Origin of the sequence: Pseudomonas sp. MOIL14HWK12:I2, from assembly GCF_000510745.1 — a bacterium.
Taxonomy (GTDB): Bacteria; Pseudomonadota; Gammaproteobacteria; order Pseudomonadales; family Pseudomonadaceae; genus Chryseomonas; species Chryseomonas oryzihabitans.
The window spans coordinates 240063-265911 of record NZ_KI783313.1; the positions used below are offsets into that span (position 1 = coordinate 240063).

The 25849-nt window shown below is 62.5% G+C and carries 24 protein-coding genes and 2 pseudogenes; 8 read left to right on the forward strand and 18 right to left on the reverse strand.

Annotated features, from left to right (window positions below; genetic code table 11):
- Positions 1 to 3: 3 nt before the first annotated feature.
- From PSK12I2_RS0117410 to PSK12I2_RS0117470, 14 genes and pseudogenes are all read right to left on the reverse strand, one after another.
- The gene (locus PSK12I2_RS0117410) at positions 4 to 867 is read right to left on the reverse strand and encodes a formate/nitrite transporter family protein (RefSeq protein ID WP_037007038.1); all 864 of its coding nucleotides are present in this window, start codon (positions 865 to 867) and stop codon (positions 4 to 6) included.
- A complete protein-coding gene (locus tag PSK12I2_RS0117415) occupies positions 867 to 1112 on the reverse strand; it encodes a hypothetical protein (RefSeq protein ID WP_027599369.1) in 246 nt (81 codons plus the stop codon). The genes PSK12I2_RS0117410 and PSK12I2_RS0117415 overlap by 1 nt, the downstream gene beginning before the upstream one ends.
- A 94-nt stretch (positions 1113 to 1206) precedes the next feature.
- The gene (locus PSK12I2_RS0117420) at positions 1207 to 1590 is read right to left on the reverse strand and encodes a response regulator (protein WP_085982650.1); all 384 of its coding nucleotides are present in this window, start codon (positions 1588 to 1590) and stop codon (positions 1207 to 1209) included.
- Positions 1591 to 1697: 107 nt separating this feature from the next.
- A complete protein-coding gene (locus tag PSK12I2_RS0117425) occupies positions 1698 to 1910 on the reverse strand; it encodes a hypothetical protein (RefSeq protein ID WP_037007817.1) in 213 nt (70 codons plus the stop codon).
- A gap of 278 nt (positions 1911 to 2188) precedes the next feature.
- Positions 2189 to 3052, reverse strand: a complete 864-nt coding sequence (locus PSK12I2_RS25600; protein WP_371100805.1) for a methyl-accepting chemotaxis protein — start codon at positions 3050 to 3052, stop codon at positions 2189 to 2191.
- A pseudogene (locus PSK12I2_RS25605) lies at positions 3044 to 3814 on the reverse strand (MCP four helix bundle domain-containing protein); the annotation flags it as partial. The gene PSK12I2_RS25600 and the pseudogene PSK12I2_RS25605, both read right to left, overlap by 9 nt.
- Before the next feature lie 127 nt (positions 3815 to 3941).
- Positions 3942 to 5249, reverse strand: coding sequence for an OprD family porin (locus PSK12I2_RS0117435; RefSeq protein WP_256203994.1), 1308 nt, complete (start codon positions 5247 to 5249; stop codon positions 3942 to 3944).
- 963 nt (positions 5250 to 6212) lie between these two features.
- Positions 6213 to 7685, reverse strand: coding sequence for an ABC transporter ATP-binding protein (locus PSK12I2_RS0117440; RefSeq protein ID WP_027599373.1), 1473 nt, complete (start codon positions 7683 to 7685; stop codon positions 6213 to 6215).
- Positions 7682 to 8503: an ABC transporter permease gene (locus PSK12I2_RS0117445; RefSeq protein WP_027599374.1), complete on the reverse strand. Its 822-nt coding sequence runs from the start codon at positions 8501 to 8503 to the stop codon at positions 7682 to 7684. The genes PSK12I2_RS0117440 and PSK12I2_RS0117445 overlap by 4 nt, the downstream gene beginning before the upstream one ends.
- Complete coding sequence (locus PSK12I2_RS0117450) at positions 8500 to 9435, reverse strand: ABC transporter permease (RefSeq protein ID WP_027599375.1); 936 nt, start codon at positions 9433 to 9435, stop codon at positions 8500 to 8502. Before PSK12I2_RS0117450 ends, PSK12I2_RS0117445 begins: the two co-directional genes overlap by 4 nt.
- Positions 9432 to 10973, reverse strand: a complete 1542-nt coding sequence (locus tag PSK12I2_RS0117455; RefSeq protein WP_051398745.1) for an ABC transporter substrate-binding protein — start codon at positions 10971 to 10973, stop codon at positions 9432 to 9434. Before PSK12I2_RS0117455 ends, PSK12I2_RS0117450 begins: the two co-directional genes overlap by 4 nt.
- 309 nt (positions 10974 to 11282) lie before the next feature.
- Complete coding sequence (locus PSK12I2_RS0117460; RefSeq protein ID WP_027599377.1) at positions 11283 to 11885, reverse strand: EF-hand domain-containing protein; 603 nt, start codon at positions 11883 to 11885, stop codon at positions 11283 to 11285.
- Between the two features lie 101 nt (positions 11886 to 11986).
- A complete protein-coding gene (locus PSK12I2_RS0117465) occupies positions 11987 to 13045 on the reverse strand; it encodes a HAMP domain-containing sensor histidine kinase (RefSeq protein WP_027599378.1) in 1059 nt (352 codons plus the stop codon).
- A 2-nt stretch (positions 13046 to 13047) separates the two neighbouring features.
- On the reverse strand, positions 13048 to 13788 hold the full coding sequence (locus tag PSK12I2_RS0117470) for a response regulator (protein ID WP_027599379.1): 741 nt from the start codon (positions 13786 to 13788) through the stop codon (positions 13048 to 13050).
- A 345-nt stretch (positions 13789 to 14133) separates the two neighbouring features.
- Here PSK12I2_RS0117470 and PSK12I2_RS0117475 point away from each other — a divergent pair, with 345 nt between their 5' ends.
- From PSK12I2_RS0117475 to PSK12I2_RS24660, 6 genes and pseudogenes are all read left to right on the forward strand, one after another.
- Positions 14134 to 14709, forward strand: coding sequence for a sigma-70 family RNA polymerase sigma factor (locus tag PSK12I2_RS0117475; RefSeq protein ID WP_152643654.1), 576 nt, complete (start codon positions 14134 to 14136; stop codon positions 14707 to 14709).
- Positions 14706 to 15410 (forward strand): anti-sigma factor domain-containing protein, encoded by a 705-nt coding sequence (locus PSK12I2_RS0117480; RefSeq protein ID WP_027599381.1) that lies wholly within the window; start codon positions 14706 to 14708, stop codon positions 15408 to 15410. The genes PSK12I2_RS0117475 and PSK12I2_RS0117480 overlap by 4 nt, the downstream gene beginning before the upstream one ends.
- A gap of 74 nt (positions 15411 to 15484) precedes the next feature.
- Complete coding sequence (locus tag PSK12I2_RS0117485; RefSeq protein ID WP_027599382.1) at positions 15485 to 16048, forward strand: fasciclin domain-containing protein; 564 nt, start codon at positions 15485 to 15487, stop codon at positions 16046 to 16048.
- A 238-nt stretch (positions 16049 to 16286) separates the two neighbouring features.
- Positions 16287 to 16787 (forward strand): signal peptidase II, encoded by a 501-nt coding sequence (gene lspA / locus PSK12I2_RS24040; RefSeq protein WP_037007821.1) that lies wholly within the window; start codon positions 16287 to 16289, stop codon positions 16785 to 16787.
- Positions 16788 to 16813: 26 nt separating this feature from the next.
- Positions 16814 to 17395 (forward strand): annotated as a pseudogene (locus PSK12I2_RS24045) (phage late control D family protein); the annotation flags it as partial.
- 9 nt (positions 17396 to 17404) lie between these two features.
- Entirely contained in the window at positions 17405 to 19183 is a 1779-nt protein-coding gene (locus PSK12I2_RS24660; RefSeq protein WP_084222110.1) for an NACHT domain-containing NTPase, read from the forward strand.
- A 15-nt stretch (positions 19184 to 19198) separates the two neighbouring features.
- On the opposite strand, the gene PSK12I2_RS0117500 is transcribed toward PSK12I2_RS24660, so the two are convergent.
- The 3 genes from PSK12I2_RS0117500 to PSK12I2_RS0117510 all read right to left on the reverse strand — a co-directional run bounded on the left by PSK12I2_RS0117500 (position 19199) and on the right by PSK12I2_RS0117510 (position 21371).
- Positions 19199 to 20461 carry a Y-family DNA polymerase gene (locus PSK12I2_RS0117500; RefSeq protein WP_027599383.1) on the reverse strand — a complete coding sequence of 421 codons (1263 nt, stop codon included), beginning with the start codon at positions 20459 to 20461 and terminating at the stop codon, positions 19199 to 19201.
- Positions 20458 to 20886: a hypothetical protein gene (locus PSK12I2_RS0117505; RefSeq protein WP_027599384.1), complete on the reverse strand. Its 429-nt coding sequence runs from the start codon at positions 20884 to 20886 to the stop codon at positions 20458 to 20460. Before PSK12I2_RS0117505 ends, PSK12I2_RS0117500 begins: the two co-directional genes overlap by 4 nt.
- A 158-nt stretch (positions 20887 to 21044) precedes the next feature.
- Entirely contained in the window at positions 21045 to 21371 is a 327-nt protein-coding gene (locus PSK12I2_RS0117510; RefSeq protein WP_027599385.1) for a hypothetical protein, read from the reverse strand.
- Between the two features lie 122 nt (positions 21372 to 21493).
- Between PSK12I2_RS0117510 and PSK12I2_RS0117515 the strand changes: the two genes are divergently transcribed.
- Positions 21494 to 21859: a response regulator gene (locus PSK12I2_RS0117515; RefSeq protein WP_027599386.1), complete on the forward strand. Its 366-nt coding sequence runs from the start codon at positions 21494 to 21496 to the stop codon at positions 21857 to 21859.
- 31 nt (positions 21860 to 21890) lie between these two features.
- A complete protein-coding gene (locus tag PSK12I2_RS0117520) occupies positions 21891 to 22310 on the forward strand; it encodes a response regulator (protein ID WP_255211793.1) in 420 nt (139 codons plus the stop codon).
- A 24-nt stretch (positions 22311 to 22334) separates the two neighbouring features.
- Here the strand turns inward: PSK12I2_RS0117520 and PSK12I2_RS24405 are convergent, their stop codons facing one another.
- A complete protein-coding gene (locus tag PSK12I2_RS24405) occupies positions 22335 to 25244 on the reverse strand; it encodes a PAS domain-containing protein (protein WP_177324654.1) in 2910 nt (969 codons plus the stop codon).
- Positions 25245 to 25849 lie beyond the last annotated feature (605 nt).

Genomic DNA, 25849 nt, shown 5'->3' on the forward strand with positions numbered 1-25849 from the left:
CGTTCAGGTATCACTGCGTACCTGGGCGTGGCTGATCAGCGCGAAGATCAGGCTGCCGCCGACGATGTTGCCGGCCAGGGTCGGCCCGGCAAAGGTCAGCAGGAAATCGCTCCAGCTCGCCTCACCTGCGAAGACCAGATAGGCCACCTCGACGCTACCCACCACGATGTGGGTGAAGTCACCCAGGGCCATCAGGTAGGTGATGAGCACGATGATCCAGATCCTGGCGTTTTCTGCTGCTGGCAACATCCAGACCATGGTCGCGATCATCCAGCCCGACACTATGCCCTTGGCAAACATCGCCGAGGCGTCGTTCTCCATGACATGGGTGCCGATTTCCAGAAATTTCGCGTCGGTCTTGGCGTCGAACAGCGGCAGGTGGAGGACCACATAGGCCACCAAGATGGTACCGATCAGGTTGCCCACCAACACGATGCTCCACAGCCTGGCCAGACGGCCAAAGTTGTGCAGCGTTGGTTCGCTCATCACCGGCAGGACTGCCGTAAGCGTGTTTTCGGTGAACAGCTGTTGACGAGCCAGGATCACCGCCAGAAAGCCGGCCGAATAGCCAAAGCTGGCAATAACCTTGCTGTAGCCACCCTCGGGGAGGTTGGCATTGAGCAATCCCATCGCCATCAACGACAGGCCCATGGTCAAACCGGCCGCTAGTGCCGACCAGAACAACGCCGCGATCGTCCGCTCCAGTTCATGATCACCCTGGGTGCGGATGATCTCGTGGAGAACCACCGCGCGAGGCAGCTGACTCTCGCCGACATCCTCCTCTTCTTCACGACTCAGCTCCGGATCTTCCGGAGTGGATTCCTGGGTCTGTCGAGGTTCTTCGCCCTGCTCCTGGTCTCTCTTCATCAGACGGCCTGCTCGTCCCAGAGAAGCTCATCGTTCTCGCCGATTTCCGTCACCCGATTGAGCGCGGCATCAGCGGCTTCTTCCGCTTCCGAGGCCAGATCGAAATGCCGCTCGGTAGCGACCTTGTGAAAGGTCGGACGGGCGTCATCGCGCCGCGCCTTGACGGCGATGACCGCTTCAAAACCCTGTTCAGCCGGAACGGCAGACGAAATCGCTTCGTGATGATCGAAATGCTTGATAGCCATGGACGCCGATGTCTCCAACCTGAGGCGACCGGACTGGTCGCACCTGATCAATAGACTGCCCAGGCAGGAAAACGATCTGTGGCTATAGCGAGGATCAGGCGCCGAGCAGCTTCTGCACCTGGAGGTGGAGACGCTCGAGCGAGAAAGGCTTGGTCAGCAGCGGGACCTTGCCCAGCAACGGCGAACCGGTGTCGATGATTTCGGCGGGATAGCCGCTGATGAAGAGGACCTTGAGGTCGGGGCGCAGCTTGAGCGCCGGCTCGGCGATCATCACGCCGGACACGTCGTCGGGCAGACGAAAATCGGTGATCAGCAGATCCAGCCGTGGCCGCCCGGCCAGGATCCGGAAGGCTTCGAGCGACGAGGGGGCTTGCAAGACGGTGTAGCCCAGTTCGGAAAGATAATCCGCCAGAATCATCAAAATCTGCGGCTCATCCTCGACGACCAGGACAACCTTGCTCTGTTCCGCACTCACCATCTGACCCCTGTACCCACACGCTCGGCTCCCTTGGACACAAGGGGCCTGTAAAGTTCCATTCTAGACGCAGGTTCAGGGTCGCCGGCGGTGCCAGCGACCCTTCGACCTTACTGCTGTTGCTTCTGGCCCTGATCGTTGAGCGTGGTCTTGCCAGCACCGGTAGCGGCGCCTGCGCCTTCACCGGTCTTCTGACCCGCCGGGGTGCCCATACCGGCGCTGTTGGCCTTCGGCGGATTGCCTGCACCTTCGGTGGCGAAGGCAGCGCCACTGGCGGCGATCAGACCAGCAAACATCAGGGCAGAGATTTTCTTCGCGTTCATGGTAGGACTCCGGGTTGATTGGACACTGTTTAGGCAGGCCAAGCGCCGATTCGTTCTCTACCGGATGCCAGAGGCGATGTAACGGGATACTAAAGACAGTCGGGCGGGGGTGCCAGCGCCAAGCGGGCGTGCCAGAGGCCCTGCCGCCGCTTGGAGGAGTACCGCGCGGCGGGTAGTAGTCAGGCTATTGCAGCACAGCTGACCTGGGGCAAAGATAAAGCGGGAGGCTGCGCGCCCTTCCCGCCTGGGCTAGGCGGGAAGGGCGCGACTTTGCCAGGTCAGACGGCGAATTCCCGCACCACGCGATTCAGTCCGGTGGCGAGTTTGGAGACCTCGGCGCTGGCGCTGGCGGTCTGGGTGGCTCCGGTCGCGCTCTGGGTCGCCAGGTCGCGGATGCTGGTGATGTTGCGATCGATCTCCCGAGCCACCTGGGCCTGCTCCTCGGCGGCGGTGGCAATGACCGCGTTGCGGTCGTTGATCTGGGAGATGGATTCGGCGATCTGCTCCAAGGACACATTGGCCAGCTGGGCGACCGAGGTGGACTCGCCCGCCAGTTGCTGACTCTCGGCCATGGCCTTCACGGCCAGGGACGAATCGCTCTGGATGGCGCCGATCATCTGCTCGATCTCGCGAGTCGACTGCTGGGTACGATGGGCCAGCGCCCGTACCTCGTCGGCGACCACGGCGAAGCCACGGCCCTGCTCGCCCGCCCGGGCCGCCTCGATGGCGGCGTTCAGCGCCAGCAGGTTGGTCTGCTCGGCAATGCCGCGAATGACTTCGACCACGGCGTTGATGTCCTGGGCACGGGAGGACAGGGCCTGGATCTGCTCGCTGGTACTGGCCACGTTCTGCGCCAGTGCCTCGATCGACTGGACCGTGCGGGTGACCTTGTCCAGGCCATCGCTGGTCAGGGTCTGGGTATGCAGCGAGGTGCTGGCCGCATCGGCGGCGTTGCGCGCGACCTCCTCCACCGCCGAACTCATCTCGGTCACGGCGCTGGCAGCCTGATTGACCTCGTCGTTCTGCCGCACATAACCGCGCCCGGCTTCATCGATCACCGCGGTCATTTCTTCCGCGGCGGACGCCAGCTGGGTCGAGCTGTCGGCGATATGGGAAACGGTGTCGCGCAGATTGCCCTGCATCTGGGCCAGCGCCTGCAACATCCCCGCAGCCTCGTCACGGCCGACCACGGTGATGCGCTCGGTGAGGTCCTTGCGCGCGATCCGCTGGGCGATGCGCAGGGCTTCGCCCACCGGCAGGGTGATGCTGCGGATCAACAGTGCCGCGAGCACGACCGTCGCTACGATGGTCAGGCCTATGAGTCCATAGACCCAGAAAAGGCCATTGGCATAGGTCGCGCCCGCTGCCTGCCCAGCCGCCTGTGCTCCGCGTTCGTTGAAGGCATTCAGCGCGGCGATGTCCTTTTCAAGGGCGTTGGTCAGGGGGCGGATCGAGGTGTTGATCAGGGCAATCGCGCCTTCGTTGTCACCCGCGCGCAGCTTGGGCTCGAAGGTATCCAGCAGTGTCCGGTAGCTTTCGGCGCCCTTGACCACGGCGGTGTACAGCTGGCGATCTTCCGCGTCGGCCACGGTCCTTTCGTAGTCCTTTACCGCGGTGAAGAAGGCCTCGCGATAGCCGGGGAAGGCCGCGACGGTCTGGGCCCGCAGCTGCGGATCCGGCGTGGTGGTGGCTCTGAGGCTTTCCAGGCGCAGCCGCAGCAATCCGCCGTTCATCTTCGCCGCGAGCTGATTGCCCGGCAGCCAATTGGTCTCCACCTCCTGTTCCGCATTGTACAGCCTGCCCATCTGCACCACGGCGACGCCGCCGAGGGCGAAGACGATCAGGACGATCACGGAAAAGAACAGCACGGCGCGGGGCGCGACGTTCAGGCTGCGAAGACTCATGGGTGGGCATCCCTGATAAATTGACTATTAGGGATATCGGCGCAGCGGAGCCCCCTTAAGCCAGCGGCGACGGACGGCCGCGAACCGCTTGCCAGCGGTTGCGGCGTCCATTTGGAGGACGGTAGCGTCAGAGCAATTGCAGCGGATAGTCGAGAATGACCCGCAGCTGATTGACCGAACCGCCGGTGGACGGCGAGCCGCGGTGCCAGGCCTGGCGGACCCGGATCGACAGCCCCTTGACCACGCCCGACTGCAGCACGTAGCGACCCTCCAGGTCGACTTCGTGCTCGTGGTCGTCGGCGCCATAGAGCCCGCGATAGGCACTGTTGGCCGGCAGATCACGGCCATCGATACCACTGCCCTCAAGGTAGCGGGTCATGAGGCTGAGGCCGGGCACGCCGAGCGTCTTGAAGTTGAGATCGTAGCGCGCCTGCCAGGAGCGTTCGCCCGGGGCATTGAAATCGGAGAGCATGACGGCGTTGGCCAGGAAGATACCGCCGCCGAGGCGGTCGTTGTCGCCCAGGGCCACATAGTCGAACGGCGTATCCCCATGGATCTGCTGCCAGCCCAGGGTGAAGGTGTGCGGCCCCTGGCTGAAGGCGGTGGCCAGGCTATAGGAGGTATTGTCGATGGGACCCGCCTTGGCCGCTCCGGTATCCCGCGTGCGATAGAGATTCGCATCGAAGGTCAGCGCCTGGGTGGCAGACAGCGCCTTCACCAGATTCAGGTTGCCGTAGTACTGGTTCCAGATGTCATCCAGCTGCGCCGCATAGAGCGACAGGCTGACCCCTTTGACCGGGCTGTACTTGCCACCGGCGAAATCGATGTGATCGGCGCGCTGCCGTGCGTATCCGGCCCAGAGATCCCCGTTGCGGTTGGTGCTGACCTGGTCGGTGGAAGAGGTGAAATGCCCTGCCTCCAGCAACAGATCCGTCACGTCGTTACTGAGCAGGCTCCAACCCGTGGCGGTCTGCGGCAGCAGGCGACTGGTGCTGATGGCGAACACCGGCGCCGAGGGCGCCTGTTGCCCATAGCGCACCACGGTATTGCCCAGACGCAGCTTCAGCGCAGCGCCGGCACGGGAATATTCGTCAGCCGGCTCGTTCCCGGCATGGACGGGCAGGTTACCGGTGCCACGGCGCCCCGGGCTGGCATCGAGCTTGAGGCCCAGATAACCGAAGGCATCGACCCCGACCCCCACCGGGCCCGGCGTGAACCCTGACTGATAGTCCAGCAGGAAACCCTGAGTCCAGTCTTCCTGGTTCGCCCGTCCGTTGGCGCGGTCACTGTTGAAGTAGAAGTTGCGTACCGTCAGCACCAGTTTGCTGTCGTCAACCAAGCCCTCGGCGAAGGCTGCCTTGCAGCCAAGCAGCAGCGTACAGCCGCCCACCACCCCAAGCGTCCAGCGGCCGAAGAATCGGCTGAAACTGGTCAAAGGGCTATTGGATATCGCTCCTTTCTGATAACGCGAGCTTTGCATAACTTCCCCTATTCATTGTCGGCGACTACTAGTGGTTGAAGACGCGCAGCCAGACGCGCGCCGGAGAGCAAAGCCGCACCGGCGAGGCTTGATATGCGCGTTGAAGAGAGCCCGCACTCCCCAGTACGGACTCTAAAATCAGGTCATGGCGCTGGCGAATCGACTACCAGAAAGAAAAGACTGCGGATATAAGAATCATCAGTTCCTTAGCGCCAAAAAGCGGAGTTGCAGGCTGACTAATTCAGCCCTTCGCTAGAACTTGAGGCCCTTGTCAAAATGGGCCACATAAACTTTTGTACTCTTGCCCAACCAAGGGTGTAGAAATCAGTCGTCACATGAACTTCATTGCTAGAGCGTTCTCTTGTACGGACACCGCCTTGCAATCGCCTGGCGCAGTCGATTGCAAGAGGGGCACGTCTACACGGGATGCATAATGCTGCTTTTTCTTTTCAGCATGCGTCAAGTAATAAGGCGCTCTTTCACTCAAAATTCAAATTTGGACATTTGAGACACCAAGGCTTTTAGCGCCAACAGCCGCCGACAACCAACTAGCACTGACGATAAAAAGCGGACGTATTATAAGAATGCCTTAATTGAACAGTGGAAACTTACGAACTTCGCAGTGGACGCCCCAACCAAACAAAGGTCGACGAAAAACCTAGATCAAGTCGCCCAGTGGTTGTGCCGCCAACCGAGATTCCGCTCTAACTGACCCAAAGCGCATTACCGGTAACTTGCAATAAAGTAATACCAAGTTGAATCTGCGGCGCTCGAAGCAGGGTGTGGCCACCTCCTGCCCGCTACTCAGGGCTGTTAGCCGCGGCCGTTGCACGCAACACGCGACTGTGGCCGCCGGGTGTCAGGAGGCGCTCTTGGCTGGGAGGGTGAAGCCGGCGCCAAGGGATGCCGGCGAAAACCCTATTCCTGAGCGGTGGAGACCACCTCCATCCCCCTGGAACGGGATTGCCGATCCACCAGACTCCGCGCAAGCGCCGGATCTGCCAGATGGATGCGCCGATCGGCGACGGCATTCACCAGGTCCTCGTCATGGCTGACCAAGAGGATGGCGGTTCCGGATTCATCGGCGGTTTCAACCAGCAGCTCGATCATTTCCTTCTGGGTGATGAGATCCAGCCGCGAGCTGGGTTCGTCGGCAAAGATCAGCGCCGGATCGAGCAGCAGCACCCGCAGCAGGGAAAAGCGCTGCAGCTCACCGCCGGAAATGTTGCCGGGCAGTCGATCCAGCAGCCGCTCGTCGAGGCGCAGGCGCTGCATCAGCCGACCGATGCGCGTCGCATCCAGCCGATGCAGTCGCACCAGATCCGTTAGCAGTTGACGGATGGTCGCCGAGGGCGCGAAGGCGGCCACCGGATCCTGATGCAGCTTCTGGAAGGCGAAGCGACCGAGCCCCGGCTGACGGCGGATCGTCCCGGCGCTGGGCGCGGCCAGGCCGAGCAGGACGTCGCCCAGGGTCGACTTGCCACAGCCCGACGGCCCGGTCACGCCGAGGATTTCCCCGGGCCGGACGGTAAAGGACAACTCCTCGAACAGCTGCCTGCCACCGCGCTGGGCGGCGAGCCCTTCCACCGCGACCACGGCTTCGCCGGTAAGGGGCCGCGACGGACGTCTTGGCCACTGGGCGGGATCGGCGGCCAGCAGCTGGCGGGTATAGGCATGCTGCGGCTGGCCCAGCACCTGCTCGGCCGGACCGGCTTCGATGACCCGTCCCTTGAGCATGATCATCACCTCGCCACCCAGCCGGCGCGCGACTTCCAGGTCATGGGTGATGATGAGCAGGCTGCCGCCTTCGGCGAGCATGGCCTTGAGCAGGTCGATGACCTCGTCGATGCGGTCGCGATCCAGCCCCTTGGTGGGCTCGTCGGCGATCAGCACCGGCGAGCCACCGGCATGGGTGGCGGCAAAGGCCAGGCGCTGGGCCATGCCACCGGACAGCTGGAAGGGATACTTGCGCTCGGCGCCGGCCAGGTTCAGCCGCGCCAGATCCGCGCTGGCCCTATCGCGGGCTTCGGTCCGACCGACGCCGACCACCTGGGTATAGGTCTCGGCGACCTGGGACAGCGCCCGCATGGTCGGGTCCAGGCTTAGCCAGGGCTCCTGGGGCAGCACCGCGAGCCCCCTGCCCCAATGCGCCCGGCGACCGCTCTGGCGGCCTTCTTCGCTGAAGCCGTCCGCCAGGCCTATCTGCCCGTGAGCCTCTAGCCCCGCCGGCAGATTGCCGACGACGCCCTGGGCGAACAGGCTCTTGCCCGAGCCGGTCTCGCCGATGATCGACAACACCTGACCCGGCGCCAGGCGGATGGACAGCGGTTCCACCAGCTGGGTATCGGCGGTACGGATCTCCAGCGCCGTGGTGGTGAGCGCGACGGTCATGGCTTGCGGCCTCCGGTGATGAGCAGCAGCGACAGCACGGTCAGGAAGATCGCCAGGATCGGCAGGGCGATCACCAGCGGCGCCTCGGCGTAATAGGGCAGCAACTCGGTGATCATCAGCCCCAGCTCGGCGGTGGGCGGGCGTACGCCGATGCTGACGAAACCCAGGGCGGCGATGGCCATGATGGTCGAAGCCGCGCCAAAGGCGGCGATGGTCAGGAGCACCGGCGCCAGCTGCGGCCAGAGATGCCGACGCACGATGTAGACGGGCCCGAAGCCCAGCAGCCCGCTGGCGGCCACCGCCGGCGAGGCCAGCACGGTACGCGCCAGCGCCCGGGTCATGCGGAAATACTCCACCCAGAGCACCAGGGCCACGGCGCTGTAGAGGGCGACGAAGGAGCCGGGAAACACCGCGACGATCAGCAGCACCAGCAGCAGGCCCGGCAGCGCCAGGAACAGCTCGGCCAGGCCGCCGAGCAGCTTGTCCACCAGCCCGCCTTTCCAGGCGGCCAGGATGCCCAGCAGCACACCGGGAATGGCGGCGGTGCAGACGCTGATGAAGGCCAGCCCCAGCGAGAAGCGGATGGCGACCGCCAGCCGCGCCAGCATGTCGCGACCCAGGTGATCGGTGCCTAGCGGATAGGCGCTGCTGGGCGCCGCGAGGATCGCCTCATAGTCCTGGCGGGCGATGTCGCCCTGCCAGAGCAACGGGGTGAGGACGGCAAAGGCGATCAGGGCCGCCAGCAGACCCAGGCCTAGCCCACGCGCGGAGGATTTGACCGGAGGCGCCGCCGAAGCGACGGTAGCGTCGAGATTCATGAGGCTCTCCCACGCGGATCGATCAGGTGGTTGGCAAGATCGACCAGGGTATTGAGGATGACGAACAGCAGCCCCATCGCCAGGGCGGTGCCCTGCACCATGGGCACGTCGCGCTGGACGATGGCGTGGACCAGGCCGTGGCCGATGCCCGGCCAGGCGAACAGCGTCTCCACCACCACCACGCCTTCGATGAGATACACCAGCTGCACGCCCAGGTAGGTCACCACCGGCACGCCGATATTGCGCAGGCCGTGGCGCAGGAAGACGCCGGCGCCTCTCAGGCCCTTGAGGCGGCCGAAGCGGTAGTAGGCGGATGCGGCCACCTCCACCGTGGCATCCCGGGCGACCCGCGACGACACCGCGGCCAGTCCCAGCGCCAGGGTCAGCGTGGGCAGGACGCTGTGCCAGAAGGTACCGTGGCCGGCCGCCGGAAACAGTTGCCAGGAGATGGCGAACAGCAGCACGAAGATCACGCCCAGGACGAATTGCGGCAGTGCGCGGATCGCCGTGGTCAGCACCAGCAGGCCGCGGTCCAGCAGGCCGCCCGGGCGCAGACCGGCCATCACGCCCAGCGGCGGACCCAGCAGCAGCGACAGGCACACGGCGCCGATGGCCAAACGGATGGAGCTGCCCAGTTCGTGGGCGACGACGTCCATCACCGGCTTGCCGGAGACCAGCGAATGACCGAGATCCAGGGTCAGCAGATCGCCGATCCAGGCGAAGAAACGCCACAGCAACGGTTGATCCAGATTCAGCTCGGCCCGCACCGCCTCGGCCGCGGCGGTATCCACCAGGTCATAGCCGTAGCGTCCGGCGGCGATGCGGTAGGCGGCATCGCCCGGCAGCAGGTTCATGAACAGGAAGGTGAGACCGCCCACCAGCAGGGCGACCAGGCCCGCCTGCAGCAGGCGAAAGGCGAGCAGCCGGGTCATTGGGCCCACCGCAGCGTGCTCAGGCCGAAGGTGCGCTCGAAGGGATCGATGGCAGCGCCTTCGACGGCATTGGAGACGGCCATCGTCTGGCGGTACCAGGCCACCGGAATCACCGGCAGGTCCTTTTGCACCTGGGCCATGGCGGCATAGCGCTGGCGCTGTTGCTCAGACGGATCATCACTGGCCAGCAGCGCGGCCAGGGCCTGGTCGAAGGCCGGGTTCTGCCAGCCCAGCGGCCCCCATTCGGCGCCGCCATGGCTGAAGTCATTGAGCAAAGTGACCAGGGGATCCGGCACCAGGGCGAAGTTGCGGCCATAGAGCGCCAGTTGCAGCGACCCATCGTTGTGCGCGGCCGGGATGGCGCTGGAGTTCTGCACCGCGACCTCCACGTCCACACCCACCTCGCGCAACTGCGCCTGCAGGGCGGTGGCGATCAGCGGCAGCTCGGGTCTGTCGGAATAGGTCAGCAGCTTGAGCCTGAGTGGCGTGCCGTCCCTTTGCAGGATGCCATCGGCGCCGGGGGTCCAGCCCTGCCCCGCCAGCAGCTTGCGTGACGCCGCCGGATCGTAGGCGAGCGGCGCCAGCGCGGGGTCGTGCCAGGCGGGCACGTTCTTCGCGAACAACTGGGTCGCCCCGGTACCCGGCGCCCGCAACACGGCGGCAGCGACGCCGTCGCGCTGGATGGCCAGGCTGAGCGCCTGCCGGACCTCGACCGGCGCCGTGGCACCAGCGCCGGAGTTCGGGGTCAGCAACACCACCCGCGGGACTGGCTCGATCAGCACCTTTAGGCTGCTGGAGCGCTTGAGGCGGGCGATGCTGGGCGGGTCGAGCTGGAACACCAGCTCGGCACCGCCGCTCTCGGCCATCAGGGTGCGGGTCTCACCGCGGCCGGCGGCCAGGTAGGTTGTCCGGGCGATCTCCGGCTTGGCGCCCCAGTAGCCTTCGAAACGTTCGGCGGCCAGGCGCTGCGGCGGTTCCAGCAGGGTCAGCCGGTACGGCCCCGTGCCGATGATCTTCTGCACCTTGCCTTCGGCGTCATAGGCGGCCGGCGCCAGGATATTGGTGGAGGAATGCGCCAGCAGTGCCAGCAGGGGCTTGAAGGGTTTCGCCAGCCGGATCACCACTTCGTTGCCCTCGGCGATGACCGACTCGATGCCCGCCTGCTTGAGCACCCCCGGCTTGCCCCGCGCCGCATCGAGAGCAGCCGCCGCGGCCTTGGCCGTGAGCGCGCTGCCGTCATGGAATTTCACCCCCTGGCGCAGGGCGAGTCGCCAGGTCAGGCCATCCGCCGATTCGGTCCAGCGCTCTGCCAGTCCGGGAATCGGCTTACCCTGGGCATCGGCTTCGAGCAGGGTCTCGGTGATCTGCATGCGCTGGAAGACGAAACCGGAAATCGACGGGTCCAGCCCACCGATCTCGAAGGGGCCGACTACGTCGAAGACGCGTTCTTCAGCGCTGGACAGCGGTGGCACCAAGGCGACCAGGGTCGCCAGGGCCGAAGCGGTCAGCACCAGGCGAAGGGAGCGGGATACAGGCATGACAGTCCTTAGCAGAGCGAAAGCGCCGATACCCGCCGCCGACAGCTGGGCATCGGCCAAGCCAATGAAGGCGCACGTTATATCATAACGTTTTCGTGAGAATCCAAGGCCAGCTGGTGATGGCAACATCTTGAAACAGCTGGAGAATTTGCTGAGGAGCTTAGTCAGAGGGCGACGCCGAATTCACCTGGCCGAAGGCTCGGGTGAGCGCCATTGGAGGCATGCGGAGTCGTGCAGGAAGTCGAGTGCAGTCTGAGTGCATGGACCGGACGGCCCCTGGCCGCCCTGCCCTGTGCTGCCAATCTTTGCTCAGGCGGCCACGTTCAAGGTGCTGCCCGTGGCGGTGCTGCTGCCGTTGCTGCCAATGCTCTGGTACTGGCGCAACACCGCCTGGACCAGTTGCGTGTAGGGGCTCGACGCGTCCTGAGTGCTGGAGTCGGCCTCGCTGTCCCCTTGCCCGCTCGCCCCCTGCGGTGGCGGTGGCGGCGGCATGCGCGGAGGCGCTGAACCGCCCAGGCCGGCAACGCCGGCATCGCTGGAATCACCGGATTGCTCGGTGCCCCTCTGCCCCTGAGGCCCACCCGGCGGCGGCGCGAAGGCCGAGGCGAATTCGCTTTCGCCGACGCTGCCATCGCCATCCTGGTCGAGCATGCCGAGCAGCTTGTCGACGTCGATATCCCCGCTCTCGTCGGTATCCGTCTGGGTATCGCTCGCCGCGCTGGCGGCGGTGGTGAGTTCGCTCTTGCTGATGGAGCCGTCGCCATCGCTGTCGAGCTTGCCGAACAGCTTCTTCAACGGATTACCATCTTCGCTGCCGCTGACGCTACTGCCGGACGCTGTCGCGCCAGTGCCTTTGATCGCGCTGGCACTGCTGTAGTAGCTGGAGTAGCCACCGCCTATTCCGCTGATCATGGATGTCTCTCCCGGGAAATGCGGACATCAGTGTTCCGCGCCTCCCAGTATCCGCTGGGTAGATGTCAGCCGTTTGGTCACTTTGTATGCCGGGCGATACATCAGGGGCGTGGCAGCACCACCTGGCAGGTCAGGCCGCCGCCGGGGGTTTCGCCGAGGGTCAGCTCGCCGCCCATGTGCGCCGCCGCTTCCCGGGCGATGGCCAGCCCCAACCCGGTCCCGCCAGAGGATCGGTTGCGCGACCCCTCCAGGCGATAGAAGGGTTCGAACACCGCTTCCCGATACTGGGCCGGTATGCCCGGCCCGCGGTCGAGGATGGAGATAATCAACCGCTCCGGTTGCTCGCTCAGGCGGATCTCTGCCTGGCCGGCGTAGCGCAGGGCATTCTGCAGCAGATTGCCCAGGCAGGAGCGCAGCGCCATGGGCGCCACCTTCAGCGGCTGGCAGCTACCCTGGACGGCGACCTGGGCGCCCTCCTCGGCCGCGTCTTCGGCCATGGCCTCGACCAGCGCCTGAACGTCGCAGAGGATGGGCCGCTCCTGGCGGTGCTGTTCGCGCAGGTACCTCAGGGTGCCGTCGAGCAACTCGATCATGTCGTCCACGTCCTGGCTGACCCGGGCGTGCAGGCGCGGATCGTCGATGTCCTCGATGCGCAGCTTCACCCGCGCCAGGGGCGTGCGCAGGTCATGGGAGATGGCCGTGAGCATGCGCCCGCGCTGCTGGAGCTGTTCGAGCAGATGCTGATGCATGCGATTGAGCGCCCGTGCGGCCTCGCGGGTCTCCCAAGGCCCGGTGACGGGAATGGGCGAACCGTCGAGGTTGTGACTCAGGTGCTCGGCGGTCTCGGTCAGCTGGCGCAGCGGCCGGGTCAACAGGCGCGCCCCGAGCCAGGCGGCGATCACCAGCGAGCCCAGCTGGAAGATCAGCGGGCCGCCGAGAAACCACTCGATGTGCCGCCACACGCCGGGTTCCCGGTGCGGGAAAGGCCCGGGCGGAGGTGGCCGATCGAAGCCGGCCTCGCCCTCCATGGGCGGCGGCGGGGGCGGCGGTCGCTCGCCGAGGCCATGCCGAAACCAGAAAAAGGCCAGCAGATGGCCCAGCAGGATGGCCAGCAGAAAGACCCCGAACAGGCGGGCGAACAGGGTATCCAGGCGGCGCACGGCTAGTGCCCTATCTGCCTGGCATCGAACAGATAGCCTTCGCCGCGCACGGTCTTGATCAACTGCGGCGCCCGCGGGTCATCACCCAGCTTGCTGCGCAACCGCGACACCTGCAGATCGATGCTGCGATCGAAAGCCTCGATCGCCCGCCCGCGGGTCGCATCGAGCAGTTGCTCGCGGCTCAGCACCTGGCGCGGCTGCTCGATGAACACCCACAGCAGCCGTACCTCGGCATTGGACAGCGGCACCATCACCCCGGCCGGCGAATGCAGCTGGTGCAGGACGCCGTCGAGCTTCCAGCCATCGAAGCTGACACTGGTCCGCGGCGCCTTGCGCTGGGGCACGCGGCCATCCTGGGTCCGCCGCAGCACCGACTGGATCCGCGCCACCAGCTCCCGGGGCTCGAAAGGTTTGGCCATATAGTCGTCGGCGCCCAGCTCCAGGCCGATGATGCGATCCGCCGGCTCGCACTGGGCGGTCAGCATCAGGATGGGAATGCCGCTGTCGCGCCGCAGCGAACGACAGAGGGAAAGCCCATCCTCCCCCGGCAGCATCAGATCCAGCACCACCAGGTCGAAGGCCTCCTCCGCCAGCGCCCGGCGCATCTCCAAGCCATCACCCACCCCGCGGGCATTGATGCTGAAGCGCGCCAGATAGCCGCAGATCAACTCGCGGATCGCCGGATCGTCATCCACGAGCAGGATGCGCGAGGTCCAGCGCGGGGATTCGGATGACAGCGACATCGGGGCTACCTGAACAGTCGGACGATCTGGACGTGCATGCTAGCCGCTCAGCCTGCAGGGCAGCTACGGCCTGGCATGTAGGCTTGTGTAAAGGTGGTAAAGAGCCGGATACGGAGCCAGAGCCTGCCAGGCAGCCAACCACCCGCAGGCGAGACGCCGTAGGCGCACGACGATGATCGCGATTGCGAAGCCATTCGTTCGATGGTACATCGGACCCATCGCCCCTCGTCCTCTAGAGGGCTGGGAGAGTAAAGCCGTCAGGACTCGCGCTTCAGCGCTCAGCGAAACGCGGCCCTTAGCGAACAAAAACAAGACACTGCCGTGCCTCCTTTCGGAACGCCATCCTTGACGAGCAGATCAGCCGTATCGGCCAGCCCTGAAACGAACCCGGAGCCCGTCGCGCTCAATGTCCTGCTGCAGGCCTGTGGCCAGGGCAATCGCCTGGCCTTCGAAACGCTCTACCGCGTGACCTCGAGCCGGCTGTTCGGCGTATGCCTGCAGTACGTGGGCGATCGTGCGGAGGCGGAAGAGGTCCTGCAGGAGGCCTATACCGCCATCTGGCTCAAGGCCGGCACCTTCGACGCCACACTTTCCAGCGCCCTGACCTGGATGGCGACCCTGGTGCGCCACAAGGCCATCGATCGCCGCCGCGCCCAGCGTCGGCACGAGCCGCTCGACAGCCTGGCCGAGTGGCCGGCAACCCAGTCCGTCGCCGAAGACTTCGAAGCCCATCGCCAGCGTCGCCAGATCGATCTCTGCCTGAAAACCCTGGGCAAGGACCAGCAGACCTATATCCGGGTCGCCTTCTTTGAAGGCTATTCCTATGCCGAACTGGCCGCCCGCCACCGCATCGCGCTCGGCACGATGAAAAGCTGGATTCGGCGTGGCCTCCTGCAACTGCGAGCGTGCCTGGGCCTATGAACGACGACATCCCTCCTAACGACCGGCACGCGCTGCTCATCGCGGAATACGCCCTCGGCGTACTGTCCGCCGAAGAACGCCTGGAGGTGGAAGAACTCGTGCGGCGGGAGCCTGCCTACCAGGCGCAACTGGCGGCCTGGCAACGGCATTTCGCCGACTGGCTCGATGAATTTCCTGTCGTCGAGCCGCCAGCCCACGTCTGGCACGGTATCCAGCAACGGCTCTTTCCGACGGAGCGACCGGCACTCGAGCCGACCCGCCGCTGGAACAACCCGCGCCTGTGGCGCTGGACGACCGGGCTGGCACTGGCCGCTGCCCTGGTGCTGGCGCTGCTCGTGCTGCTGCGCCCGGTCCAGGTCGCGACGCCCGCCCTGCTCGCCCGCCTGGAACAGAGCAATGGCAGCCTGGCGTTCAGCGTTACCCTGCAGGGGAATGGTCGGCAACTGCTGTTCGTACCCGCCGGTAAACCGGATTGGCCAGACAGGAGTCCCGAGGCCTGGATCATCACGGCGGATGGCAAACCCCATTCGCTCGGTCTGCTCCAGGACGCCACGGCCGTGACCCTGGCCGTACCCGCGGGACTCGCACCGGCACTAACGCCTGGAGCGGTACTGGCGGTCTCCCTTGAACCGCGAACCGGCTCGCTGACCGGCGCGCCCACGGGACCGGTCATCGCCCAGGGAAAAATAATCGCGCTGTGATGCATCCGTTTGCCGGGCCGCTCCGTACATTCATCACCCTCATCCGGAGGGCCGAAGAACTCAGGAGACGCACCATGCACACCTTGCTCAAGCGCATCGCCATCGTAGCCAGTCTCGCGATCCTAGGTGCCACCGCCCCGCTCAGCTTCGCCGCCGATACCGTCATGGTCGGCGGTGCACCCATGTACCCGTCCAAGACCATCGTCGAGAATGCGGTCAACTCCAAGGACCACACCACGCTGGTGGCGGCCGTCAAGGCGGCCGGTCTGGTCGACACCCTCAACGGCAGCGGCCCCTTCACCGTCTTCGCCCCGACTAACGAAGCCTTCGCCAAGCTGCCGGCCGGCACCGTCGATACCCTGGTCAAGCCCGAGCACAAGGCCGACCTGACCAAGATCCTGACCTACCACGTGGTACCCGGCACCCACACCGCCAAGCAATTGATGGCCGAGGCCAAGGCGCACGGTGGCATGGTCAAGCTGAAGACGGTTCAGGGGGAAGACCTGACCATCAAGCTGCACAACGGCAAGCTCTGGGTGGTCGACGCCAAGGGTGGCAAGGCCGCCGTCACCATCGCCGACGTGATGCAGTCCAACGGCGTGATCCACGTGGTCGATACCGTGCTGATGCCGAAGTAACGGGCAGGCGGCGTGCGGACACCGCTGAGGGGTGTCCGCGTTTTACTTGGTATCGACATGCGGGGCGGTTACCTCTTCCGGTCGCAAGCAATACCGGACCGCATTTTGACTATCAGCTGCGCGAGACGCGACCGGACCCTCCGCCTCTTGGATGCTCGACGGAATACCCATCTGCAAAGCTAACAGGCAGCTTTGATGCGATCATGCCGCTGGCTAACGTACATAGATGGAGATTTCGATGAAGCAGAGCACTTGGACCCTCTGGGCTGTTATATGGGCGGGACTGGCATTCGTAGCGGTAGACCAACTGATCAAGCTCGCTGCGTTGGCTCAGCTTGCAGCAATTTCCTATCGACTTGGCACCGCTAGCCTATGGATGGATGTGGTCCTAAGTCTGAATCCTGGCGCCTTCCTCAGCATCGGTCAGGATCTGCCACCGACAGTGAAATCAGTGATCTTCCTTTGCGCGCTGGCAGCGGTGGCAGGCGTTATCTACTGGGCACTCTCGCGTTGGAAGCAGTCCCCAGGTGGCTCGGCGGCTTTATACCTGATCGCTCTCGGAGGCGGTTCGAATCTCATCGATAGATTCTTTCGCGATGGCCACGTCGTCGACTACCTGGTCCTGAACCTAGGCTCACTCCATACGGGCGTTTTCAACCTCGCAGACGTAGCGATCATGGCAGGTGTGGCCTACCTGGCCCTGTCAGGATTTTCGAAAGAACAGAAGGCGCTAGCCTGATCTGCCGGGATAGTGACCAGCGCTGATACCTGCAGGCTGATCGCGAGCGCTACGACGCCGTGCGCGCCTTCTACTACGACGTCAACAGTGCCAAGAAGCAGGAGGCCATCGCCGGCGGCGACAACGTGAAGGACCTGCGCCAAACCTACGCCGACCAGCTCTCCGCGCTGCGCGCCGCCCGGGCCGAATGGAACCGCCTACAGCGTGGTACCGCCACCCTTACCTACCAGCTCGCCCTGGGCAGGCCGGAGCTCATGCCCGAGCTCACCTACACCCTGCAGGGTGTGAAGGCCGAGATCGACGCGATCATCTGGTACGGGGGAAATGTGCAGCACAGCCTCACCGCGGACGGCGGCTACACCACTCGGCTGGAGCTGGAGGCCAAGCTGCCGGAAGACCTGGTCGCCGACCTGGTCGACGAGATCCAGGGCGACTACACCGGCATCATCGCCTACTACCGCGATCCCAAGACCGGCAAGGAGCACACCCTCACCGCCGGCGACCAGAGCAAACCGCGGCGCCTACGGCATTTGTACGCCAGCAAAGCAACGGCGAAGCGGGCGGTGGAAAGGGAATGGAAAAGGATGCAAACTCATAATTTGACATGAGCATTCATAATGGAATCTTTAGAGAAAACTCTCGCCGACCAAATCCTTGGCAATTCCGAAAAGGTGTTGAAACTGCTATCCGAAGGATTACAGAGACTAGATGGAAAACTAAGAGTCAAGATAAGGCTGGCATATAGAGAGTACTTGAAAAACAGCTACTCGAAAGTATCAAAATCGAAGTCTTTTTTCTTCAGAAATAAATCTCCCGACCTGTACACTTATTACGTCTCCTCAGGAATAACATGCGCCGACGTAATAATTGAAAACCCTGACATAGAAATCTGTCTAGCCCACGCAAAACACATTGCAATTACTGGATATGGTGGTAGCGGAAAATCAATTCTCTTGAAACACTTATTTCTCGACTCAATCCGCAAAGGCAAATACGTACCTGTACTAGTAGAGCTCCGAGACCTTAACCAAAGCCAAGAAAGTTTATCTCAGCTAATCGAGAACAATCTAAACAGCCTTGGCTTTGAGACTTCAGGAGAATTTATTAATTTAGCGAAAACCGAAGGGCATCTAGCTTTCTTTCTAGATGGATACGACGAAGTAATTATAAGCCAACGGCAGAAGCTTATAAATGACATCAAGACACTTTCAAATAAATTCTCAAAGTGCCCAATCCTCATAACATCCAGACCCGATGATGTTTTTTATGGTCTTTCTGGGTTCGATGTTTTTCAAATAGCACCGCTGAGCATAAAAGCCGCCACGGCGCTCATATCAAAACTACCGGTAGATTCTTCCCTAAAAAGTCGATTTGTCGCAGAAATCCCTGACTTATTCGAAAGTCACGAATCTTTTCTATCCAACCCTCTGCTCCTATCCATAATGTTATTGACCTATGGAGAGAACGCTGAGATTCCAGCCAAGCTTTCAGTCTTCTATAACCAAGCATTTGAAGTACTATTCCAGAGGCACGATGCACTAAAAGAAGGTTTCCGGCGAGAAAGGCTTACCAATCTTGACATCCAAGACTTCAGTAAAGTTTTCTCGATATTTTGCCTGCAGACTTATCATCGTGGAATTATCAAAGCCCCCAAGACAGAGACGTTGAGATTTATAAGAAAAAGCAGAGAAGCTGTCGGATTTACTTTCGACGACTCGGATTTCTTGACCGACTTGCTCGTTTCGGTCTGTTTACTAATCGAAGACGGGCTTACAATTTCCTTTACGCACAGATCATTTCAGGAATACTTCACCGCACTTCAAATAAAGAACTCTAGCCCTGAAACACAGAAGTACCTCATTGAAGCATTCTGGCCAGACCGGAATAGAGATGAAATTTTCAACTTACTCTTTGAGCTTGATAACGAACTACTTGAACGGGAGGTGATCATACCATCGCTAGCCAAATTTTTCGAAATGATCGGCCTCAGAAAGAACGTAGGAATAACCCACTTCTTAAAATACATGAAGCTATGCTACAACGATATAACCATAGCATATAACGATATTAGGGCATCATCATCACCGAAACATAAAGAATTCCGCCAGCTACTTATATTAATTAATAGAAACTACAATCCCTACGGGTTCCCAAGACGTGACGAAGATGATTTGGATCTGAAGTTTTTTGATAAATACGGAAGCACAGCTGGCGACTCACGCTTTATGTTAAGCTCCCTTTCTATCCGCTCTCCGCTAATAATAGACCTATCACAAGATGGCGGATTTTTCTCAATAAGCTATTTAGAATCCCTATTCGATTTTTATAAAGCCCTGCTCGAACGCCATAGAAATCCTCGAAAGAAAATCGAGCTTCTATTGCGTCATCTTGATTAGCGTTGAAACATAATCTTACCCCGCCCGCGGCAACTCTCCCCACCGCGTCGTATACCCCCGCGACAGTAGCTCCCGCCGCATCTGCCAGCCCGGATCGGCTGGCACCCGCCCGACATGCAGCGCCGCCCGCCCGTACCGCGCGTTGATACGGTCCACCACCTGCATCAGCTCGCTCGGGCGCCCCTGGCCGGCCGGGGCGAAGAGGTCCGGCGTGAACTCATCCGTTTGCACGATGCTGCCCAGCACCACGGCGCACTTCGAGTACGCGTAGCCCTCGCGATAGATAGGGTCGAGTCCGGCCAGGGCGGCCTGGACCAGGATGCGGGTATCGTCGGTCGGGTGCGCCAGTTGGATGCCCAGGCTGCGGTAATAGCGGCGCTCCTCGGGTTCGTGCTGGCCGGTCTGCACACTCACGAGCAGCGTGGAGCACAGCGACCCCTGCTCACGCAGCTTCTCGGCCGCCCGGGTCACGTAGGTGGCCATGGCTTCGCGCAGCGCCTCCAGGCGGTACACCCGGTGACCGAACATCCGCGAGCTGATGATCTCCTTCTTCAGAGGCGGCGCCTCGTGCAGGCGCATCCACTGCTCGCCGCGCAGCTCCCGCGCCGTCCGCTCCAGCACGCGAGAGAATTCCTTGCGCACTATCCTCAGATCCGCCCGGGCCAGGTCCTGGGCGGTGGTGATGCCGAGCCCCTGCAGGCGGGTGGTCAGCTTGCGGCCCACGCCCCATACATCACCCACCGGTGCCAGCGGCAGCAGGCGGCCCTGCCGAAGCGCGTCGGTGAGATCCACCACCCCGCCGGTCGCGCGCCAGGTCTTGCCCGCCCACTGGGCCAGCTTCGCCAGCGTCTTGGTGGTCGAGATCCCGACGCCAACCGGGATGCCGACCCAGCGCCGGACCCGCGCCTGGATCTCCCGGCCGAGCGCGTCGAGGTCGCCCGGCATACCGGTGAGATCCGCCCAGCATTCGTCGATGGAATACACCTCCAGGTCCGGCACCATCCCCTGGATAGTGCGCATCACCCGATTCGACACGTCGGCATAGAGCTCGTAGTTGGAGCTGAAGACGGCCACGTGGTGCTGCCGCAGGAAGGCTCGATTCTGGAAGTACGGCACACCCATGCCGATGCCCAGGGCCTTCGCCTCCCGGCTCCGGGCGATCACGCATCCGTCGTTGTTCGACAGCACCACCACCGGCCGCCCGTTCAGCTCAGGCCGGAACAGCCGCTCGCAGCTGCAGTAGAAGGAGTTGCAGTCGATCAACGCGTAGACGCTCATGGCCGCAGGTCTCGCATCAGGAAGTCCACTACGCCCCAGAGCTCGACCTCGCCGATTAGGTCGAGGGGCCGCGGGTGGCCATCACGCCCTATCGTCGCTAGCAGCTGCTGCCGCTCCTGGGTGGTCAGCACCGTGCAGAGCCGGTGCTCACAGTCGGCCACTACGATCACCGCTCGCCCTGGCTCGACATCGCCGGCACGGTCCACGACCAGGACGTCACCTTGATGGATGCTCAACCCCGCGAGGGCCTCGCTGTTCACCAGCCAGAGCCAGAGGTTGGGTGCGCCCCAGCCAATCGCCTCATCGATCGAGAGTGGCAGCTGCGCGTGATCCTCGGCCGGGCTCTGGAAGCCGGTGATCTTCAACCGCGCCTGGGAAAGCGCGAGCTGGGCGAGTCTGCGACCCCGTGTCTGGAAAGCGTCCATGGTGGCACCTTGATACTGTACGTTTAAACAGTATAGGTGACGGCATCAGAAATAGGTCAACAGACGAAGCGACGAGTGGTGCACGGGGCAGGAAGGGACAGGCTCGAAACCGCCTGCAAAACGGTGCAGACGCGGACGATGGGACGAGCACAAATCCTCTACAACGCGCCGAGCATCCCAAGGCGGTTGAACTGGGCCTGATAGAGGCGATCTAGCACCAGGAACACACCGTCCAGGTCTTCGCGAGCCAGGACCTCCAGATCGCGAAGCGCCGCCAGGTACGCACCTGCACGCCCATGGTGAAGGTCCAACGATGCAAGGTCGCTTGCTCGCTGGATGTCATTGAGGAGCGAAGTCACAGACGCTTCGACTTTTTGATTCGGAAAGGGAAGATCAGCAGACACGTTTACAGTCGGAAGGATGGTGGAGCGGAAAATGGTATCAGCGCCGATCCCAGGCAATCGCCTGTGGAAAGCGCCATCCATCGCCTACTGATCACACCACGTAAACGCTCCCGGTCGCACCTGTTAGCCCGGTCGTCAGGTGGGTAAAACCTTGCTGAATCGTCTCGCTCTTAGTATTCCAGCAAGACATTTATCGTGGCGTGATGAACAACCAGCTCCAGATCCTGCTCGTGGAAGACGAGCCCCTCGTCCGGGAATTGATGAAGGACGTATTGAGCGATCTGGGTAATGGCGTGATCGAATGCGACCGGGCCGACGCAGGGCTTGCTTGCCTTGAATCAAACGCCGATAACATCGCCCTGCTGGTCACCGATATCCTTACACCAGGCAGTCTGAACGGCCACCAGCTCGCTCAGATCGCTTCTCTGCGCTGGCCCCACTTGAAGGTGCTCATCACCTCGGGCTACGCGGATGCCAGTACCCACCGTTTGCCACCCAACGCCACCTTCGTAGCCAAGCCCTGGTCGTATCAGCAGCTTGAGGACGCAGTACGCGCTGTCATGCAGTAGCAGCAAGGCCTCTGTAAAAGCGAAGCTGTTAATGCTGATTATTGATACAGTCCGTCCTTTACTCACGGCTGGTCTTAGTCTGATGCTGAATTTGACGTCCTTTCGGGTTGCCGTGGTCGAAGACGACCCGATGTTGGGCCAGATTCTGGAAGACCTGCTCGAAGAGCGTGGCGCTTGCTGCACGAAATATCTGACCGCCGACGATGCACTGGTAGCCCTTCTGCGCAGCGGGCAACCCGATCTTTTCATCACCGACCACCTGGTACCTGGACAGTTGACCGGCGGCGACTTGGCCAACCTGCTCATCAGCCGCTGGCCAACGCTGCCAGTCATCATCACCACCGGCTATGGCTTCGAGATCCAGGCCGATCTGCCAGCCAACGTGGTCTATCTCCAGAAGCCTTGGATGCCAGCCGCCTTGGAGTCCGCGATAGCCCAGGCGCTGAGCTGAGCAGCGCACTGTCCGGCTGAACGGCTAGTTGCCCAGCAGCCGATCAACTCGAGCAGCAAAGGCTTCAACGGAAAAGGGCTTCGCCAGCACCTCCATACCTGATCCGAGCTGACCCTCGTCTTGGAAGGCCGTATCGGCGTAGCCGGTGACAAAGAGTACCTTGAGCGCCGGGCGCACCGCCCGCGCAGTCTCGGCCAATTGCCGACCATTCATGAGACCCGGCAGGCCCACGTCCGTGATCAACAGATCGATCCGGCCATCAGCATTCAAGATCTCCAGCCCGCCCGCACTTCCTGACGCCTCGAGCGTGGTGTAGCCCAGGTCCCCGAGGATCTCGGTGGCCAGCATCCGCAGCACCGGCTCATCCTCAACGACCAGCACCACCTCACCGCGCCCTTTCTTTTCCGGCTCTGCTGCTGTCTCACCGAGGCAATCACTCGCCGGGTCATGCTCATTGCACCGCGGCATGTACAAGCACATGGTCGTGCCTTCACCTGGGGTCGAATCGACCGTGATCCAGCCGCCGGACTGTTTGGCGAAACCGTAGATCATCGACAGGCCCAGCCCGGTACCCTCTCCGACCGGCTTGGTCGTGAAGAACGGATCGAAGATGCGACTCAAGAGCTCAGGGGGCATGCCGGTCCCGGTGTCGATCACACACAAAGATAGGTAATCACCTGGATCCAGATCCAGATTCTCGGCGGCGGGATCCTCGAAGTGGTGATTGGCGGTCTGGATGGTAATGCGGCCCCCGCCAGGCATCGCGTCCCGCGCGTTGATGCAGAGATTGAGCAGCGCGTTCTCCAGTTGGGGCGGATCGATCCGCGCATGCCAGAGCTCGGGTTCGGCGACGACCACGAGTTCGATCTCCGGACCCACCGTGCGGCTGATGAGGTCAGCCATATCCGCCACCAGTGCATTGACGTCCGTCGACCGCGGATCGAGCGCCTGCCGGCGCGAGAATGCCAGGAGGCGATGCGTCAAGGCAGCCGCCTTGCTGGAGGCGCCCAGGGCCGCGCCAATATAGCGATCCAGGTCTTTCAGCCGTCCCTGGTTGAGCCGCATTCTTAGCAGCTCCATGGCGCCATTGATGGCCGCCAGCAGGTTGTTGAAATCGTGTGCCAGGCCGCCGGTGAGCTGGCCCACTGCTTCCATCTTCTGGCTCTGGCGCAAGGCGTCCTCGGCAGCGGCCAAGGCCACCGCCTGCTCCTTGTCTTCGGTGATATCGCGTCCCACCGCAATAATGACGCCCTCCCCGGCCTGTGCGGTCCAGGAGATCCACCGGTAGTCACCGCCCTTGCGGCGATAGCGATTCTCGAACCCGGTGAATCGCATACCGTGCTCAATTACATCTATTGCACCCTGCTCTGTATGAGCGATGTCGTCAGGATGAATAAGGTCGAAAAAGCTCACGTCTATGAGCTCCTCTGGCAACCAGCCAAGGATCTCGCTCCAGGCCGGATTCGATCTGATGATGCGTCCCTCAGCGTCGGCTACCAGCATGAGATCGCCAGAGAGCCGCCAGAGACGATCACGGTCACGGGTCCGCTCGGCGACCTGCCCCTCCAGCGACGTTGCGAGCTGACGGAGTTGCCGCTTTGATCGCCGTCTTTCTATGGTCGCTTGGGCGAGCTTTGCCACGTCTGAGATGAAATTCAGCTCGTCCTCAGACCAGACGCGTGGCCGATCATTGTTGACGAACAAGACGGCTTCCAGCTTGCCCCCGTCGAAGAGCAGTATGTTGGCCAGTGCCGACACGGCTACCTCAGCAAAGGCCGCAGCACCGCGCCGGGTGCGGGGGTCAACGGCGACATCGTTGACCACGATCGCCTTACCCTCGTCGAGCCCGGTTAAGGCCTCGCCGTAGCTGTTCAGAAAATGTAGACCGGCGCCGGAGGGAATCCCCGGCGCCGTCCAATCGCGCTCAATGACCAGCGTCAGCCCACCCGGCTGGATGACCCCATAGCCGACTCGGCTCACCCCCAAGGTACGACCAGTGATCTCCGCCGCGAGATAAGCGATATCGGCGGCACTGTCGAAGTCATGTTGCCGAGTGCTCAGCTCGATCAGCGCGGCACGTTGAGCATCGCGGTGCTTCCGTGCAGTGATATCGGAAAACAGCACGGCAACCTGGTTGGGTGCCTGCTGCCCCAGGGGATAGGCATAGACGTCGTAGTGCCGATTATTCAGTGACGAGGCTAGGTGCTCGAAATGCACGGCCTTACCGGTAGCCAACATCTCGGCGTACCGCTCGGCCCAGGGAGACTCACCCTGAGGCGCCAGTTCACCCATCCAACGCCCGGTGATATCGGTCAGGCCCGTGATCTCGCCGAACGCCTTGTTCACCTTGAGGAAACGATAGTCCTCCGGTGCGCCCTGGTCGTTGCAGCGGACCTCGACGATGCAGAAGCCGATGGCAATGGCGTTGTAGAGGTTGCGGTAGTTCGCCTCCTGCTCAGCCACCTCCAGCTCGTTCAGCTTGGCCTGGGTGATATCGCGTGACACGGACAGGATCCGCCGGGGCTGACCAGCCTCATCGAAGATGGGTGTGACCTGAACATCCCACCATTTCGCGTTGCCCTTGAACGTCTTGGCCTCGCCTTGAAAGCGCCCCGTCCGCCCTTCACGCCCCGCCTGTAGCGCCCGCCTAGCATCCTCGTGCCCCTCACCCTCCCAGAAGTTCGGCCAAGGGCAGCCCTTGATCGAATTGAAGTCACTGACCTCCATCAGCGCCTGCCCGCCGTCGCTCATGTAGGCGACGCGCCCCTGGAGATCGAGGACCTTAATACAGTCCCCCGAAGCGGCCAGGATGCTGCGAAGAAAGGCCGAGTCGGCCTTGAACTGCTCAGCCGCGGCCAGCTCCTGCCGCAGGCGATCGTTTTCAATGGTAAGCGCGATAAGGGTCTGATCAGAGGTGTTGGTTCGGCTGTTCATTAACAGGGGCATGGGCAGGGAGGGATGACGCGCGGATTATCAAGCAGCAGCCTGTTCATTTCCTGTCCGAGACGACAGGAGGCAAAAACGTCATACGAATGGCGAAGCCGCACTGCGACAGCGAGGCGCTGGAGTCCCACATAACAGTAGGGCCGCCATGCGCCAGGACGTCTGACGGAGCCATCCATGACCAAGCCTGGAAACCTCCTTGCGCATCCCCTCGCTGCTGTCGCACCGGCGCGCTACAGCCATGACCGGCACGAGCGGCGTCAACAACGGTGACCCGATCGAGCCCAAAGGAAATCACCTCAGACGGGCAAGACGGCCCTAGTGACAGTGCAAACCTGCAGTCATAGCTCTCTCCCACCCCGTTAGTCACTTCAACCGCTCTCTGGCCAAGCCAGGACCGTCGCCGCCCGCGCAGCACCCGGGATTCTTGCTAGACTGTTTCCCTCTCGCGGCGCAGTCGGATCAGGGCATAAACAATCACGCCCTGGCCCTTTCTCGCCGTGCCATCCTTCCCGTATTCCGCCGAGCGCTACACGTTTTTTCCGAGTGCTTAGATTCAATACCAAGCCAGGAAAAGCACGCTGAAACCGGGCAGA